This is a genomic window from Streptomyces sp. NPDC050422 (genome assembly GCF_044458665.1).
In the GTDB taxonomy this organism is placed as follows: Bacteria; Actinomycetota; Actinomycetes; order Streptomycetales; family Streptomycetaceae; genus Streptomyces.
Genome location: NZ_JBITIE010000015.1, coordinates 142671 through 157426 on the forward strand (window position 1 = coordinate 142671; position 14756 = coordinate 157426).

A 14756-nucleotide genomic window follows, 5' to 3' on the forward strand; every position below is an offset into this window, starting at 1 on the left:
CGGACCGCTCAGAACAGCATCGCCGCGGCGAACACGGCCAGCGCGACCGTGCACGCCGCGGCCGTCAGTGCCGCGCGGGACGCGAGCGGCTGCGGGCGCGCGGCCCCCATGCCCTGCACCCGCCGGTTCGCCACCCGCAGGAACCCCAGCCAGGCCAGCACACTCAGCGACAGCGCCACCACCCCGGCCGGTGTGACCCCGCCGTGCAGCGTCTGCTTGCCCGCCAGCAGCGCCACCACCGTGCAGGACAGCGTCGTACGCCGCCAGGCCAGCCTGGTCCGCTCGGGCTGGAGCCCCGGGTCGCGCTCCGCCGCGCTCACCGGCCCTCCCAGCGGAACAGGACCACCACCACCATGGCCACGGCCACCACGGCGACCGCCAGACTCAGCAGCGTCGGGAAACGCGACACCGGCAGGTCCTCCCCGCGCCGCATCGCCCGCTCGCACCGCACCCAGTGGTTGACGGCCCGCAGCGCACACAGCACCCCCGCCGCAAGCAACGCGAGGGCCAGACCCGCGCGCACGCCCCACGCCAGCTCCGGCAGGAACTGGTCGACCGCGAAGCCGCCGCCGATCAGGGCGAGAGCCGTCCGGATCCAGGCGAGGAACGTCCGCTCGTTGGCGAGCGAGAAACGGTAGTCGGGCGTGTCGCCCTCTTCGCGGATCCGCTGCGGCGCGAACCACAACCGCAGACCCTGCACAAATTCCTTCACATTCGGACCTATCTGCCGCTTTGCCGGCCGCTTCAGGGTGAGGTCCGGAACGCCTGGAGCCGCCGGTAACTCTCCAGCCCGTCCGGCACCCACTGCCAGTCGCCGAGCCGCTGCTCCAGCTCCGCATCGGTGAGGAAGGTGTGCCAGGCGACCTCCTCCACCTGCGGCTTCACCGGAAGCTCGCACCGTACCCGGTAGACGGACGACCACCAGCTGTGCCCGCCGCCCTCGTAGCGGAACGTGAACAGCGGCTCGGGACGCGGCAGGCCCGTGACACCCAGCTCCTCCTCGGCCTCCCGCAGCGCCGCCTCGTCGTAGGACTCACCGGCACCCACGACCCCGCCGACGAACATGTCGTAGTGCGAGGGGAAGACCAGCTTGGTGGAGGTCCTGCGGTGCACGAAGATCCTGCCGTCGGCGTCCCGGGCCTCGATGAAGACGCAGCGATGGCGCAGGCCCCGCGCGGTCGCCTCACCGCGCGGGGCCCGCCCCACGACCACATCGTTCTCGTCGACGATGTCCAGGATCTCGTCAGAAGGATTCATGCCCTCATCCAACAGCAGGCCGCAGGCCCCCCGGCGGCGGGCAGGCCTCAGCGTGGCTGGAGGCTCTGCGTACGGCGTCCGCCCACGGGCCCCTCCGGCATGGCCGGATGAAGCCCCAGCAGCACGATCCCGGCCACGATCGCCGCGAGTCCCGCCGCCTGCCAGGCCAGGGCGCCCGTGTCGGTCCGCACCTGGTCGCCCAGGAAGCCGATCCCGCAGGCGATCCCGGCCAGCGGCTGGGCCGCGGTCAGCGCCGGCAGGGACATCCGCAGCGGGCCCGTCTCGAACGCGCTCTGTACGAGGATCAGCCCCGTCACCCCCAGCACCAGCACCGCGTACGGCTGCCAGCCCGTGACGAGCGCCGCCCATCCGCCGTCCGAGAGCCGCTCACCGCTGACCCGGGTGAGGGCGTCCTGGAGTCCGTACAGCAGCCCCGCCGCCACCGCGAGCAGCGCGGGGGACACCCCCGACCGTGAGCGCTTGGCGAACGCGGTCAGCAGCAGGGCCAGGCCCACCACCACACCGATCACCAGCCAGTGCCGCAGCGGACTCGACACGGCCTGGCCGCCCTTCGGCTCACCCGCCACCAGGAACGCGGCGACCCCGCCGGCCAGCAGCCAGAGCCCCGCCCAGCCCTGCCGGCCCAGCCGCTGACCCGTACGGTGACGGGACAGGGCCATCGCGAAGAGAAGATTGGTGGCCAGGAGCGGTTCGACGACGGAGACCTCGCCCTTGCCCAGGGCCAGGGCGCCCAGCACCATGCCGCAGACCATCAGGCCGATACCGGCCAGCCAGCTGCGCACCCGCATCAGGTCGAGCAGCAGCCGGGGCGAGAGGTAGTCGCGCCTGGGGGCGTGGCGGGCGGCGGCCTGCTGGAGCACGAAGCCGAAGCCCAGACAGCAGGCGGCGCTCACAGCGAGCACGAGGACCAGCACCGACACGCTTCTCCACCCCAAGTCAGGCCGGAAGAGGGTGATTTGTTTCGACGATAGCGCCTGGGGCCCGCAGGTGCGGCCGGAGTGCGGCCGACCGGGCGGTTGACGCCGGGACGACCGGTGCCCAAGATCTGACGCACGAGTAACTTCGCGAGCGGCCGCACGGGTGACGTGCGTCCTTCCGCCGGACCGCGGCCCGGTCGGCCCCGACAAGGATGGAACCCATGGCGTACGACGCTGACGTGATCGTGATCGGGGCAGGACTCGCGGGGCTGGTCGCCACCGCGGAACTCGTCGACGCGGGCCGTTCGGTCATTCTGCTCGACCAGGAACCCGAGCAGTCGCTCGGCGGCCAGGCGCACTGGTCCTTCGGCGGCCTCTTCCTCGTCGACTCGCCCGAACAGCGCCGCATGCGGATCAAGGACAGCCATGAGCTGGCCCTCCAGGACTGGTTCGGCACGGCCGGCTTCGACCGCGAGGAGGACCACTGGCCGAAGAAGTGGGCCGAGGCGTACGTCGACTTCGCCGCCGGTGAGAAGCGTTCCTGGCTGCACCGGCAGGGCATGCGGTTCTTCCCCGTCGTCGGCTGGGCCGAGCGCGGCGGCTACGACGCGAACGGCCACGGCAACTCCGTCCCCCGCTTCCACATCACCTGGGGCACCGGCCCCGGCGTCGTCGCCCCCTTCGAGCGCCGGGTGCGCGAGGGCGTCGCCAAGGGACTCGTCACCTTCCGCTTCCGCCACCGCGTCACCGGCCTCGGCCGCACCGGAGGCACCGTCGACACCGTGAGCGGCGAGATCCTGGAGCCCAGCGACGCGGCCCGCGGCACCGCGAGCAGCCGGGAGGCGGCCGGCACCTTCGAGCTCACGGCCCAGGCGGTGATCGTCACCTCCGGCGGCATCGGCGGCAACCACGACCTCGTCCGCAAGCAGTGGCCCGAGCGGCTCGGCACCCCGCCCGCCAAGATGCTCTCCGGCGTCCCCGCGCACGTCGACGGGCTGATGCTCGGCGTCACCGAGGACGCCGGCGCCCACCACATCAACCGCGACCGGATGTGGCACTACACCGAGGGCATCGAGAACTGGAACCCGATCTGGGCCAAGCACGGCATCCGGATCCTGCCCGGCCCGTCCTCGCTCTGGCTGGACGCCCGCGGCAAGCGGCTGCCCGTCCCGCTCTTCCCCGGCTTCGACACGCTCGGCACCCTCGAACACATCATGCACAGCGGCCACGACTACACCTGGTTCGTCCTGGACCAGAAGATCATCGGCAAGGAGTTCGCCCTCTCCGGCTCCGAGCAGAACCCCGATCTGACCGGCAAGTCCATCCGCGACGTGATCGGCCGGGCCCGCGCGGACGTGCCGGGACCCGTCAAGGCGTTCATGGACCAGGGCGCGGACTTCGTCGTCGAGAAGGACCTCGGCGCCCTGGTCCGCGGCATGAACGCCCTCACCGGCGAAGGGCTCATCGACGAGGACGACCTGCGCCGCGAGATCACCGCCCGCGACCGGGAGATCGCCAACCCCTTCACCAAGGACCTCCAGATCACCGCGATCAGGGGCGCCCGCACCTACCTCGGCGACAAGCTCATCCGTACGGCCGCGCCGCACCGCATCCTCGACCCCAAGGCCGGGCCGCTGATCGCCGTCCGCCTCAACATCCTGACCCGCAAGTCGCTCGGCGGGCTGGAGACGGACCTGTCCTCCCGCGTCCTCACCGCCGACGGCAGCCCGCTGGCCGGGGTGTACGCGGCCGGCGAGGCGGCCGGGTTCGGCGGCGGCGGGGTGCACGGCTACCGCTCCCTGGAGGGCACCTTCCTCGGCGGCTGCATCTTCTCCGGCCGGGCAGCGGGCCGCGCGGCAGCGGAGGCGGTCGGCTGAGGAGTCCCCACCGGCGTGGCGCGCATCCGCGCGTCCGTCCGGTGGGGTTCGGGGCGGGGAACCGTGCACGGGCGCCGAATGCGGGCACGGTAAGGGGATGCCTGGAGTAGCCGACCCCGTGATCAAACTCGTCCGGCGCACCACCGAACCCGTGGGGGCCCAGACCCTGCGTTCCACGGGAGCGGCGGTGATCGCCTACGCCGTGGCGACGGCGACACTGTCCCAGCCCGCACCCCTGACCGCCCCGCTCACCGCGCTGCTCGTCGTCCAGGTCACCCTCTACGCCACCCTCACCACGGGGATCCGGCGGGTGAACTCCGTGATCGTCGGGGTGCTCATCGCGAGCGGGTTCAGTTCCCTGGTGGGGCTGTCCTGGTGGAGCCTCGGGCTGACGATCTTCACCTCGCTGATCATCGGCCGGCTGGTCCGGGTGAACGAGTTCGTCCCCGAGGTGGCGATCAGCGCCATGCTGGTGCTCGGCGTCGCCCAGGTCGCCGACACCGCGTGGGAACGCGTCTTCGAGACGCTGATCGGGGCAGGCGTGGGGCTGTTGTTCAACCTGCTGTTCGCCCCGCCCGTGTGGGTGCAGACGGCGGGGGCGTCCATCGACGGCCTGGCCCGCGAGATGGGGGAGCTCTTCCGCGACCTGGGAGGCGACCTGGGCGGCCGGGTCACCGTAGAGCAGGCGGCCGAACGGCTGCACCGGGCCCGCCGCATCGACCACGACATCGTGGCGGTGGACGCCTCGCTGCGGCAGGCAGAGGAGAGCCTCATGCTCAACCCGCGCGTACGGCAGGGGCTGCTCTACCGCGTGGTGCTGCGCACCGGCCTGGACACGCTGGAGATCTGTGCCGTGGTGCTGCGGGTGATGGCCAGGACGCTGACCGACCTGGCCAAGGAACGGGTCGGTGAACCCCTCTTCCCCGCCGATGTGGCCGCCGGGCTCACGGACCTGTCCAGGCAGCTGGCGGAGGCCATCGAGAGCTTCTCCCTGTTGATCACCACCCCGGTCGCCGCGAGCGCCGAAGGGGCCGAGACGAGGCTGGCCGAGGCGCTGACGATCAGTCGCGCGACCCGCGACCGGGTGGCGGACATGCTGCTGGCGGCGGTCCAGGAACACCCCAGGAAATGGCAGCTGCACGGGGCGCTGCTCGCCGAGGTCGACCGCATCCTGGACGAGCTCGACATCGAGAAGCGCACCGAGCGCCTCGGCAAGGAGCTGGACCGCCGCTCGGGCGAGATGCACGAACGCCATCCCCGTCTGCTCACGGTCAGGCGTCGCCTGGGGTTCGTCCGGGACGCGGACCAGGGGGGGTGAGGATGCGGCCGGTCAGGCCGGTTCGATGAGTTCGACGACCCGGAACCGTTCCGCCACGACCAGCGTGTCGTCGTCGACCGTGAACTCCGGGTCGCCGAGCGCCTCACGCATCTCGTCGCTGTGCCAGAACCGTTCGTGGCCCGCCCGCCACCCGGCCACCGAGGTGTCGCCCTCGCCCTCGTCGAGGACATGCTGCAGATCGACGTCCCCGAGCCGCAGGATCCGCACCTCGGTGATCTCCAGCACCGCGATCTCCTGCCCGTCCGAGTCGATCAGGGCGGACCGCTCGCCCACCGGCGGCGGCTCCTCCTTCTCCACCTGGTACTCCACGAACAGTCCGGTCGTCGACACCTTCCGGCCGTCCAGCACCGCGGCGACCAGCTGATCGCGCAGCGGACCGGGGAAGACGAGAAGGAAGGGCTTGAGCGCTTCACGGTTCGGCATGGCGCAAGTCTGGCATCCGCGTCTCCCCGCCGGCGGGGAGAATCTGACGGGACGGTGACGGACCGCCGTCATGGCCTCCTCCACGTGTCTCAGTGCACGTCTTCGAAGACCTCTGTGCTGGTGTTCTGTCAGGGAAACCGCATGCGCGTGAATGGGGGAAGGGAGGGTGGCGACCAGTACGAATGTTCTGATATACGGCTATAACCCGACTGTCGTACCGTGCTCGGTATGCAGCTTCGGTACACCTTCCGTGTGTACCCGAACGGGCCTCAGCGTGCGGCGCTGTCGCAGGCGTTCGGGTGCGCCCGCGTCGTGTTCAACGACGCACTGCGTGCCCGCAAGGATGCCCACGCGCAAGGGCTGCCGTTCCCGAAGTCCGGGGAGTTGTCGAAGCAGGTCATCACCGAGGCGAAGAAGACCGTGGCCCGGGCGTGGTTGGGTGAGGTGTCGGCGGTGGTGCTGCAGCAGTCGCTGCGGGACCTGGACACCGCGTTCACGAACTTCTTCGCATCACTGAAGGGTGTCCGTAAGGGTACGAAGGTGGCGGAGCCGCGGTTCAAGTCCCGTAAGGACAGCCGGCAGTCGGTCCGCTTCACGAAGAACGCCCGGTGGAGGATCACCCCTTGTGGGGATCTGGTGTTGCCGAAGATCGGTGCGGTGCGGGTGAAGTGGTCCCGCGCTCTGCCCTCGGTCCCCGCCACGGTGACGGTTATCAAGGATGCGGCCGGACGGTACTTCGCCTCCTTCGTCGTCGAGACCGAACCCGAAGCCCTGCCCGCTGTGGATGCGGTGGTCGGGATCGATCTCGGGCTGGGGCACTTCGCGGTCCTGTCGGACGGGACGAAGGTGAGCAGTCCGCGGTTTCTGCGGCGGGCGGAGAAGAAGCTGAAGCGGGATCAGCGCTCCCTGTCCCGGAAGGTGAAGGGTTCGAGGAATCGGGAGAAGGCGCGGGTGAAGGTGGCCCGGGCTCATGCGCAGGTGGCTGATGCGCGGCGTGAGTTCCATCACCAGTTGTCCACACAGGTCATTCGCGAGAACCAAGCGGTGGCTGTTGAGGACCTGGCGGTGAACGGGCTTGCCCGCACACGCCTGGCGAAGTCCGTGCATGATGCGGGGTGGGCGTCGTTCGTCGCGATGTTGGAGTACAAGGCCGCCCTGTACGGGCGGGTCTTCGTCCGGATCGGTCGTTTCGAGCCGACCAGTCAGGTCTGTTGTGTCTGCCGCGTCAAGGACGGTCCCAAGCCCCTGCACATCCGGGTGTGGCAGTGCCGGGGGTGCGGGGCGGTTCTGGACCGGGATATCAACGCGGCGGTCAACGTCGCACTGGCCGCCGGACTGGCGGTGTCAGCCTGTCGAGCGCAGGTAAGACCGGGGTCCCTGATCCCGGCGCAGCGTGAAGAAGCAGGAACCCACCGAGACGGTTTACCAACCGTGGTAGGAATCCCCGTCCTGTGAGGACGGGGAGCGGAAGTCAATACTCCGTCGCCACGTCCGGACCGCAGAAGAGCGCCGCCGACTACCGGCTGACCGTCGGCGGCCTGGTCGACCGCCCGGCCACATACACCCTGGACGCCCTGAAACACATGGACCAGACCCGGATCGTCCGGGATCTCCAGTGCGTCACCGGCTGGCGGGTGCCGGAGACCTCCTTCGAGGGCGTACGGCTCTCCGTCCTGCTGGACGCGGCGTGGAGGTCGCCCGAGCGGTCCTGGCCATGGCGGGCACCGGGCTGCTGATGTGGTTCACCGGTCTCGCCCCGCTGATGTGGCGGACCGGTGCGACGTTCGTCCACGACTGGCTGGCGCTCGCGATCGGCATCGTGCTGGGCGGACATGTGGCGATGGCGCTCGCCGACCCGGAGGCACGCCGTGGCATGCGTACCGGGTGGGTCGAGCGCCAGTGGGCCCGTCGCGAGCACCCGCTGTGGCGGGAGCCGGGGGAGCGGTCCCTAGAGGACCAGTGACAGGAGCAGGATGAAGGCCAGCGAGACCACGGAGATGATGGTCTCCATCACCGACCAGGTCTTCACCGTCTGGCCGACGTCCATCCCGAAGTACTCCTTCACCAGCCAGAACCCCGCGTCGTTGACGTGGCTGAAGAAGAGCGAGCCCGCGCCGACGGCGAGGACCAGCAGGGCTGCGTGCGAGGTCGACATGTCGGCCGCCAGCGGGGCGACCAGACCGGCCGCCGAGATGGTGGCCACGGTCGCCGAGCCGGTCGCGAGCCGGATGCCGACGGCGATCAGCCAGCCGAGCAGCAGCGCGGGGATCGACCAGTCCTCGGAGAACTCCAGGATCATCTGACCCACACCGGCGTCGATCAGCGTCTGCTTGAAGCCGCCGCCCGCGCCCACGATGAGCAGCACGCCGGCGATCGGGGCGAGGGACTTCTCCACGGTGGTGGAGAGCCGGCCCTTGGTGAATCCGGCCGCGCGGCCCAGCGTGAACATGCCCACGATGACCGCTGCGAGCAGCGCGATGAGCGGCGAGCCGATCACATCGGTGACCCGCTGGAGACCCTGCTCCGGGTCGTCCACCACGATGTCGACGAGGGCCTTGGCCAGCATCAGGACGACGGGCAGCAGAATCGTCGCCAGGGTGGCGCCGAAGCTCGGCCGGCGGTCCAGGTCCTCGGACGGGCGCTGCGGGATCATCTTCTCCGGCGCCTTGATGTCCACCCAGCGGGCGGCGTAACGGGAGAAGACCGGACCGGCGATGATCACCGTCGGGATCGCGACCAGGACACCGAGGGCCAGCGTGACGCCCAGGTTGGCGCCGAGGGCGTCGATCGCCACCAGCGGGCCGGGGTGCGGGGGAATGAGCCCGTGCATCACGGACAGGCCGGCCAGGGCCGGGATGCCGATCCGCATCAGGGAGTAGTTGCCGCGCTTGGCGACGAGCAGCACCACCGGGATCATCAGCACGATCCCGACCTCGAAGAACAGCGGCAGACCGATGATCGAGGCGATCAGGACCATCGCCCACGGCATGGCCCGGTTGCTTGTCTTCGCCAGGATCGTGTCGACGATCTGGTCCGCGCCGCCGGAGTCGGCGAGCAGCTTGCCCAGGATCGCGCCGAGCGCGATGAGGACGCCGACACCCGCGACGGTTGAGCCGAGGCCCGCGGTGAAGCTCGCTATCGTCTTCGCCGGCGCGGCGCCGGCGAACGAACCGAGCGCCAGCGAGCCGATGGTCAGCGCGAGGAACGCGTGCATCTTGAACTTGGTGATGAGGAGAACGATGACGGCGATGCCCGCCAGGACGGCGATGCCCAACTGCGCGTTGCCGGCCGAAGTGATGGGTTCGACGGCGTCCGCTGCCAGCGTCTCGACGCTGAGACTGGTCACGGTGATGATCCTTAGGTATCGAGCCGGCGCAACGCGGCGACGGCTCGCTGGGTGATTTCCTCGGGGGAGCCGGACACGTCCACGGCGACGCCCGCCTCGTCGTCCTCCAGGGGCTGGAGGGTGGCGAACTGCGAGTCGAGGAGTGTGGTCGGCATGAAGTGGCCCTTGCGGCCCGCCATCCGCTCCTCGATGAGCGACCGGTCGCCGCTCAGATGGAGGAAGACGGCACCGGGGGCCTCGCTGCGCAGCCGGTCGCGGTAGGCGCGCTTGAGCGCCGAACTGCTGACCACCCCGCCGAGCCCCGCCCTGCCGTGTGCCCACTGCCCGATCGCGTCGAGCCAGGGCCACCGGTCCGCATCGTCCAGCGGGGTGCCGGCCGACATCTTGGCGATGTTCGCCGCGGGATGGAAGTCGTCGCCCTCGGCGTACGGAACGCCCAGTTCGGCGGCGAGCAGGGGACCGATCGTGGTCTTGCCGGTCCCTGCGACGCCCATCACCACGACGACGTGGGGGGTGCTCATTACGGTGCCTCGCTGTCTTCTTCGATGTCGCCCTCGACACCGGTCCGTCGCGCTACTGAAACCTATACGTACGACTTATTCAAGATGCTGTGACATAAACGTCGTACTTTTTGTTCCCCGCGGGATCTTGGAGGGGCTTCCCGGAGCGGCTCTCCGAAGGTGCCCCCGTACTCTGTGTCCATGACCACACAGAGCCAGGGGCTGCATACGCATGTGCTGGACGCCCTGGGTCTGGAGATCGCCGCGGGTGAGCACCTGCCCGGTCAGGTCCTGCGTACGGACGAGCTGGCCCAGCGCTTCGACGTGTCCCGCACGGTCGTACGGGAAGTGATCCGGGTCCTGGAGTCCATGCACCTGGTCGAGTCCCGGCGCCGCGTCGGCGTGACCGTACGGCCGACCGAGGCGTGGAACGTCTACGACCCGCAGGTCATCCGGTGGCGGCTGGCCGGCGCCGACCGCCCGCGGCAACTGCGCTCGCTGACCGTCCTGCGCTCGGCGATCGAACCCGTCGCGGCCTCGCTCGCCGCCCGCAACGCCACCCCCGAACAGTGCGCCGAACTCACCGAACAGGCCCTGGGCATGGTCGCCACCTCGCGCGGCCAGCAGTTGGAGGGGTACCTGGAACACGACATCGCGTTCCACCGGATCGTCCTCAACGCCTCCGGCAACGAGATGTTCGCGCGCCTCGGTGACGTGGTCGCCGAGGTCCTGGCGGGGCGCACCCACCACCAGGTGATGTTCGAGGACCCCGACCCGGCGGCCGTCACCCTCCACGTCCGGCTCGCCGAAGCGGTGCGCGAGGGCGACCCGGCGGCGGCGGAGCGGCTGACGAAGGAGATCGCGGTCGGCGCCCTGCACGAACTGGACGTGCTCGCGCCGTGACCCGGCTCGCCTACGAACTGGACGTGCTCGCGCCGTGACCCGGCTCGCCTACGAACTGGACGTGCTCGCGCCGTGACCCGGCTCGCCTACGAACTGGACGTGCTGCAGCCGCGCGGCAGCCGCGGCGAGCGTCATCTCCAGCGCCGCCGGGTAGCCGCTGCGGCTCATCTCCGCGACCAGCACCGGTGCGGTGGCCGCGATGTTGGGGTGCGTGTCCGCCGGCTGCCGGGCGTAGATCTCGGGCCAGGCCTGCACCTCCAGGGCCCTGGCCTGCTCCGGGAGTGCCAGCGTGGACGCGTCCAGCGCCGCGAACGACAGGGTCTGGTCGACGAAGACGTGGTAGACCCGCACCGCCTCCGCATCCGGGAACCCCGCACCCCGCAGCACCCCGAGGATCGCCTCCACCGAGCGGATCTCGTGGGTGCGCCCGGTCACCCGCGCGCAGGTCAGCAACGCCGCCTGCGGGTGGGCCAGATAGTCCGCGTGCATCCGCAGCCCCAGCGACCGCAGATCGGCCCGCCAGCCACCCGTCGGCCGCCAGCTGCGCAGCGTCCGCCCGATCAACTCGTCGGCCACCGCCAGCAACAGCTCGTCCGTGTCGCGGAAATACCGGTAGAACGCGCTCGGATCGCACCCCAGGGCGGCGCCCAGCCGGCGCACGGTGAGCGCCGCCGCCCCGTGCTCGCCGATCAGCCGAAGCGCCGTCTCCACGATCAACTGCTCCGAGAGGACCGTGCCCTGCTTGGTGGGCCGTCTGCGGCGCCGCTCGCCCTCCGGCACCACCCGCTCGCTCGCGTTCATGGCGGCACCTTATGACAACGGCGTTGACGTGCGGAACCCCCGAGGAGTTCGATGTGCCGCCATCGGGGCCGAAAAGCGCCCCACGGTGAAGGAGCGACCGTGACGTCCTACCGCGAGGAACCAGCCGGACCGGCACAGCCACCCACAGCCCTGCGCAAGAGCCTCGGTGTGGTGGACGGGTTCGCCATCGCGGCCTCGTCGACCGCGGCCACCACCAGCATCGGCATCGGACTCGGCGTCACCGCGGGCGCGGTCGGCCTGCACCTGCCGATCATCATGCTGCTGGCCTTCCTGCCGATCCTGGGCATCGCGAGCGCGTACTCCCGGCTCAACCGGGTCGAGCCCAACATGGGCAGCGGCTACGTCTGGGCCGGCCGCTCGCTGAGCCCCTGGCTCGGCTTCCTCGTCGGCTGGATCGGCATCGTCTCCACGATCGTGTTCCTCGCCTACACCACCACCGTCACCGGCTCCGCCCTGCTCCAGCTCGCGGGCGAGAGCGGACTGCACCAGGTCTCCGGGATCCGGCTCGACCCCGATTCCACCGCCCAGTCGACCGCGCTCGGCATCGTCGTACTCGTCGCCGTCACCTTCACCGCGGTCACCGGCCTGCGGTCGGCCGCCAACCTCCAGAAGTACCTCCTGGTCTTCGAGTACGTCGTCCTGCTCGGCTTCTGCGGATACGGACTGTTCGCCGGCACGCACCCCTTCAGCCTCGACTGGATCAACCCGTTCACGATCCCCTCCGTGGAACAGCTCGCCCAGGGGCTTCTGCTCTCCGTCTTCTGTTTCTGGGGATTCGAGTCCACGTTCAGCGTCACCGAGGAGATCCGGGACCCGCAGGACGCCTCCAAGGCCGGGCTCATCACGCTCTTCACCATGCTGGGTCTGTTCCTGCTCGGCTCCTTCGCCTTCCAGCGCGTCCTGTCGCTCGACGAGCTGACCGGCCACGGGGCCCAGGGGCTCACCTACTTCGGCGGCCGGATCGCCGAACAGCCGCTGGCCGCGCTCCCGTTGATCGCCCTCACCCTCTCCGCGGTCGCCTCGCTGCAGTCCGGGGTGATCCCGACGGTGCGCGGCATGTTCGCGATGGGCCGCGACCGGACGCTCGGACCCCTGTGGACCAAGGTCAGCCCGCGGTACGGAACGCCCGCGGCCGGCACCGTCGCCGTCGGCTGCGTCGCCGCCGCCATCGCCGTTGTCTCGCTCGTCGTCCCGAAGGTCGGCGACCTGATCCTGGCGTCCGTGAACGCGATCGGGGTCGTCGTCTCCCTCTACTACGCCCTCACCGCGCTGGCCGCCGCGGCGCGCTTCCGCGGCGCGTTCCGGGAGAGCCGTTCCCTGGCGGTGCGGGCGGTGGTACTCCCCGTGGCCAGCGCCCTCGTCCTGCTCTCGCTCGGCGGCTACCTCTGCTGGACCTTCGCCACCTCGGCGGACCACTTCGAGGTCAGCCCGGACAATGGCTGGTTCATGCTGTTCTGCCCGGCCGTCATGCTGCTGACCGGTTTCGTCGCGGCCGCCTGGGCCAAGTGGGCAAGGAAATCCCCGTACTTCGTCACCGGCCGGTCCGTGGTCCCGGACACGCTCGCGGAGCCCGCCCCCGGCCCGGCCTGACCCCCCCACCCGCACCCTGCCCCCGCCACCACCCGAGAACGGAACCACCATGCCCCGCACCCCCGCCGATCTCGTCTTCACCGGCGGCCCCGTCCACACGATGGACGCCGCCCGCACCCGCGCGACCGCGGTCGCCGTCATCGGCGACCGGATCACCGCGGCCGGCCACGACGAGGTCCGCGAACTCATCGGCCCCCGCACCGAGGTGGTGGACCTCGCCGGACGCCTCCTGATCCCCGGCTTCCAGGACGCCCACATCCACCCGGTCACCGCCGGGCAGGAACTCGCGCAGTGCGACCTCACGGGCGCGGGCGACGCCACCGCCACCATCGCCGCCGTACGGGCCTACGCCGACGCGAACCCGGATCGCGAGTGGATCACCGGCGGCGGCTGGTCCATGGACGCCTTCGACGGCGGCGCCCCCACCCGGCACCAGCTCGACACCGCCGTACCCGACCGCCCCGCCTGCCTGGTCAACCGCGACCACCACGGCGCCTGGGTCAACAGCCGGGCCCTCACGCTGGCCGGGATCGACCGCCACACCCCCGACCCGGCCGACGGCCGCATCGAGCGCGACGACCGGGGCGAACCCACCGGACTCCTCCAGGAGGGCGCCATGGACCTGGTCGCCCGTCACGCCCCGCGCTCCACCGCCGCCGACCGCCTCGCCGGCCTGCTCCGCGCCCAGCGCCTGCTCCACGCGTACGGCATCACCGCCTGGCAGGACGCCATCGTCGGAGTCTACGGCGCGATGGACGACGTGTCCGACGCCTACCTGACGGCGGACCGCGACGGCTCACTCACCGCCCGCGTCACCGGAGCCCTGTGGTGGGACCGCGAACGCGGCACCGAGCAGATCCCCGGACTCGTCGCCCGGCGCACGGCGCTGACCGGCAGGAACTTCCGCGCCGGATCGGTGAAGATCATGCAGGACGGGGTCGCCGAGACCGGCACCGCCGCCCTCCTCGCCCCGTACCTCGACGCCTGCGGCTGCGCCACCGCCAACAGCGGCACCAGCTTCGTGGACCCCGTCGAACTGCGCCGGTACGTCACCGAACTGGACGCCCTCGGCTTCCAGACCCACTTCCACGCCCTGGGCGACCGTGCGGTGCGCGAGGCCCTGGACGCCGTCGAGGCCGCCCGCACCGCCAACGGGCGCACCGACACCCGGCCCCACCTCGCCCACCTCCAGATCGTCCACCCCGACGACATCCCCCGCTTCCGTTCCCTCGGCGCCACCGCCAACATCCAGCCGCTCTGGGCCGCCCACGAACCCCAGATGGACGAGCTGACCATCCCCTTCCTCGGCGGGGAACGGGCCGCGCTCCAGTACCCGTTCGCCGCCCTGCTCCGCTCCGGCGCGACCGTGGCCGCGGGCTCCGACTGGCCGGTCAGCAGCGCCGATCCGCTGCACGGCGTCCACACCGCGGTCAACCGTGTCGCGCCCGGCGGCGACGGCCCCGTCTTCCTCCCCGGGCAGCGGATCTCCCTGACCGAGGCGCTGGCCGCGTACACGGCGGGTTCGGCGTACGTGAACCACCTGGACGACACGGGCAGCATCCGCGCCGGAGCCCTGGCCGACCTGGTGGTCCTGGACCGCGACCCCTACGCCGCACCGCCCGAGGAGATCGCCGAGACGCGGGTTCTGGCCACGTACGTGGGCGGCCGCCGGGTGTACGGGGACTGACCCGGGAGCGCGCCGCCGCCGGACGGTGGTGCTCCGGCGGCGCGCTCCCGCGGCTCCCTCGCACCGCGTACCGT

Annotated in this window: 14 protein-coding genes and 2 pseudogenes; 8 read left to right on the top strand and 8 right to left on the bottom strand. The window is 71.0% G+C overall.

What is annotated here, in order from left to right; translation table 11 throughout:
• Positions 1 to 8: 8 nt before the first annotated feature.
• The 4 genes from ACIBJG_RS24360 to ACIBJG_RS24375 are packed head-to-tail and all read right to left on the bottom strand — an operon-like array spanning position 9 to position 2198.
• Complete coding sequence (locus tag ACIBJG_RS24360; RefSeq protein ID WP_399310362.1) at positions 9 to 320, bottom strand: DUF202 domain-containing protein; 312 nt, start codon at positions 318 to 320, stop codon at positions 9 to 11.
• Positions 317 to 712: a YidH family protein gene (locus tag ACIBJG_RS24365; protein WP_399310363.1), complete on the bottom strand. Its 396-nt coding sequence runs from the start codon at positions 710 to 712 to the stop codon at positions 317 to 319. Before ACIBJG_RS24365 ends, ACIBJG_RS24360 begins: the two co-directional genes overlap by 4 nt.
• Before the next feature lie 32 nt (positions 713 to 744).
• Positions 745 to 1257, bottom strand: a complete 513-nt coding sequence (locus tag ACIBJG_RS24370; RefSeq protein ID WP_399310365.1) for an NUDIX hydrolase — start codon at positions 1255 to 1257, stop codon at positions 745 to 747.
• Positions 1258 to 1304: 47 nt separating this feature from the next.
• Positions 1305 to 2198: a DMT family transporter gene (locus ACIBJG_RS24375; protein WP_399310367.1), complete on the bottom strand. Its 894-nt coding sequence runs from the start codon at positions 2196 to 2198 to the stop codon at positions 1305 to 1307.
• 218 nt (positions 2199 to 2416) lie between these two features.
• Here ACIBJG_RS24375 and ACIBJG_RS24380 point away from each other — a divergent pair, with 218 nt between their 5' ends.
• Both ACIBJG_RS24380 and ACIBJG_RS24385 read left to right on the top strand, forming a co-directional pair.
• The gene (locus ACIBJG_RS24380) at positions 2417 to 4072 is read left to right on the top strand and encodes an FAD-binding dehydrogenase (RefSeq protein ID WP_399310369.1); all 1656 of its coding nucleotides are present in this window, start codon (positions 2417 to 2419) and stop codon (positions 4070 to 4072) included.
• A 97-nt stretch (positions 4073 to 4169) separates the two neighbouring features.
• Complete coding sequence (locus ACIBJG_RS24385; RefSeq protein ID WP_399310370.1) at positions 4170 to 5390, top strand: aromatic acid exporter family protein; 1221 nt, start codon at positions 4170 to 4172, stop codon at positions 5388 to 5390.
• A gap of 12 nt (positions 5391 to 5402) precedes the next feature.
• Here the strand turns inward: ACIBJG_RS24385 and ACIBJG_RS24390 are convergent, their stop codons facing one another.
• Entirely contained in the window at positions 5403 to 5834 is a 432-nt protein-coding gene (locus tag ACIBJG_RS24390; protein ID WP_399310371.1) for an ASCH domain-containing protein, read from the bottom strand.
• Between the two features lie 228 nt (positions 5835 to 6062).
• On the opposite strand from ACIBJG_RS24390, the gene ACIBJG_RS24395 reads away from it, so the two are divergent.
• The 3 genes and pseudogenes from ACIBJG_RS24395 to ACIBJG_RS24405 all read left to right on the top strand — a co-directional run.
• Positions 6063 to 7289 carry an RNA-guided endonuclease InsQ/TnpB family protein gene (locus tag ACIBJG_RS24395; protein WP_399310373.1) on the top strand — a complete coding sequence of 409 codons (1227 nt, stop codon included), beginning with the start codon at positions 6063 to 6065 and terminating at the stop codon, positions 7287 to 7289.
• 5 nt (positions 7290 to 7294) lie between these two features.
• Positions 7295 to 7522: pseudogene (locus tag ACIBJG_RS24400) on the top strand (molybdopterin-dependent oxidoreductase); the annotation flags it as partial.
• Positions 7492 to 7797 (top strand): annotated as a pseudogene (locus tag ACIBJG_RS24405) (formate dehydrogenase); the annotation flags it as partial. The pseudogenes ACIBJG_RS24400 and ACIBJG_RS24405, both read left to right, overlap by 31 nt.
• Here ACIBJG_RS24405 and ACIBJG_RS24410 read toward each other — a convergent pair.
• Together ACIBJG_RS24410 and ACIBJG_RS24415 are read right to left on the bottom strand one after the other, a co-directional pair.
• Positions 7783 to 9180 (bottom strand): GntP family permease, encoded by a 1398-nt coding sequence (locus tag ACIBJG_RS24410; RefSeq protein WP_399310374.1) that lies wholly within the window; start codon positions 9178 to 9180, stop codon positions 7783 to 7785. The pseudogene ACIBJG_RS24405 and the gene ACIBJG_RS24410 overlap by 15 nt on opposite strands.
• 11 nt (positions 9181 to 9191) lie before the next feature.
• Entirely contained in the window at positions 9192 to 9701 is a 510-nt protein-coding gene (locus ACIBJG_RS24415) for a gluconokinase (protein WP_399310375.1), read from the bottom strand.
• A gap of 180 nt (positions 9702 to 9881) precedes the next feature.
• On the opposite strand from ACIBJG_RS24415, the gene ACIBJG_RS24420 reads away from it, so the two are divergent.
• Positions 9882 to 10583 (top strand): FadR/GntR family transcriptional regulator, encoded by a 702-nt coding sequence (locus tag ACIBJG_RS24420; protein WP_399310376.1) that lies wholly within the window; start codon positions 9882 to 9884, stop codon positions 10581 to 10583.
• A 48-nt stretch (positions 10584 to 10631) separates the two neighbouring features.
• Here the strand turns inward: ACIBJG_RS24420 and ACIBJG_RS24425 are convergent, their stop codons facing one another.
• Positions 10632 to 11384 (bottom strand): TetR/AcrR family transcriptional regulator, encoded by a 753-nt coding sequence (locus tag ACIBJG_RS24425; RefSeq protein WP_399310378.1) that lies wholly within the window; start codon positions 11382 to 11384, stop codon positions 10632 to 10634.
• A 99-nt stretch (positions 11385 to 11483) separates the two neighbouring features.
• Here ACIBJG_RS24425 and ACIBJG_RS24430 point away from each other — a divergent pair, with 99 nt between their 5' ends.
• Positions 11484 to 12995 (top strand): APC family permease, encoded by a 1512-nt coding sequence (locus ACIBJG_RS24430; RefSeq protein ID WP_399310379.1) that lies wholly within the window; start codon positions 11484 to 11486, stop codon positions 12993 to 12995.
• Between the two features lie 49 nt (positions 12996 to 13044).
• Positions 13045 to 14682, top strand: a complete 1638-nt coding sequence (locus ACIBJG_RS24435) for an amidohydrolase (protein ID WP_399310380.1) — start codon at positions 13045 to 13047, stop codon at positions 14680 to 14682.
• Positions 14683 to 14756: the final 74 nt, after the last annotated feature.

Coding starts and splice junctions, on each gene's coding strand:
- ACIBJG_RS24370 (WP_399310365.1), bottom strand. CDS start 1,257: ATGAATCCTTCTGACGAGATCCTGGACATCGTCGACGAGAACGATGTG.
- ACIBJG_RS24380 (WP_399310369.1), top strand. CDS start 2,417: ATGGCGTACGACGCTGACGTGATCGTGATCGGGGCAGGACTCGCGGGG.
- ACIBJG_RS24385 (WP_399310370.1), top strand. CDS start 4,170: ATGCCTGGAGTAGCCGACCCCGTGATCAAACTCGTCCGGCGCACCACC.
- ACIBJG_RS24390 (WP_399310371.1), bottom strand. CDS start 5,834: ATGCCGAACCGTGAAGCGCTCAAGCCCTTCCTTCTCGTCTTCCCCGGT.
- ACIBJG_RS24395 (WP_399310373.1), top strand. CDS start 6,063: ATGCAGCTTCGGTACACCTTCCGTGTGTACCCGAACGGGCCTCAGCGT.
- ACIBJG_RS24415 (WP_399310375.1), bottom strand. CDS start 9,701: ATGAGCACCCCCCACGTCGTCGTGGTGATGGGCGTCGCAGGGACCGGC.
- ACIBJG_RS24420 (WP_399310376.1), top strand. CDS start 9,882: ATGACCACACAGAGCCAGGGGCTGCATACGCATGTGCTGGACGCCCTG.
- ACIBJG_RS24425 (WP_399310378.1), bottom strand. CDS start 11,384: ATGAACGCGAGCGAGCGGGTGGTGCCGGAGGGCGAGCGGCGCCGCAGA.
- ACIBJG_RS24435 (WP_399310380.1), top strand. CDS start 13,045: ATGCCCCGCACCCCCGCCGATCTCGTCTTCACCGGCGGCCCCGTCCAC.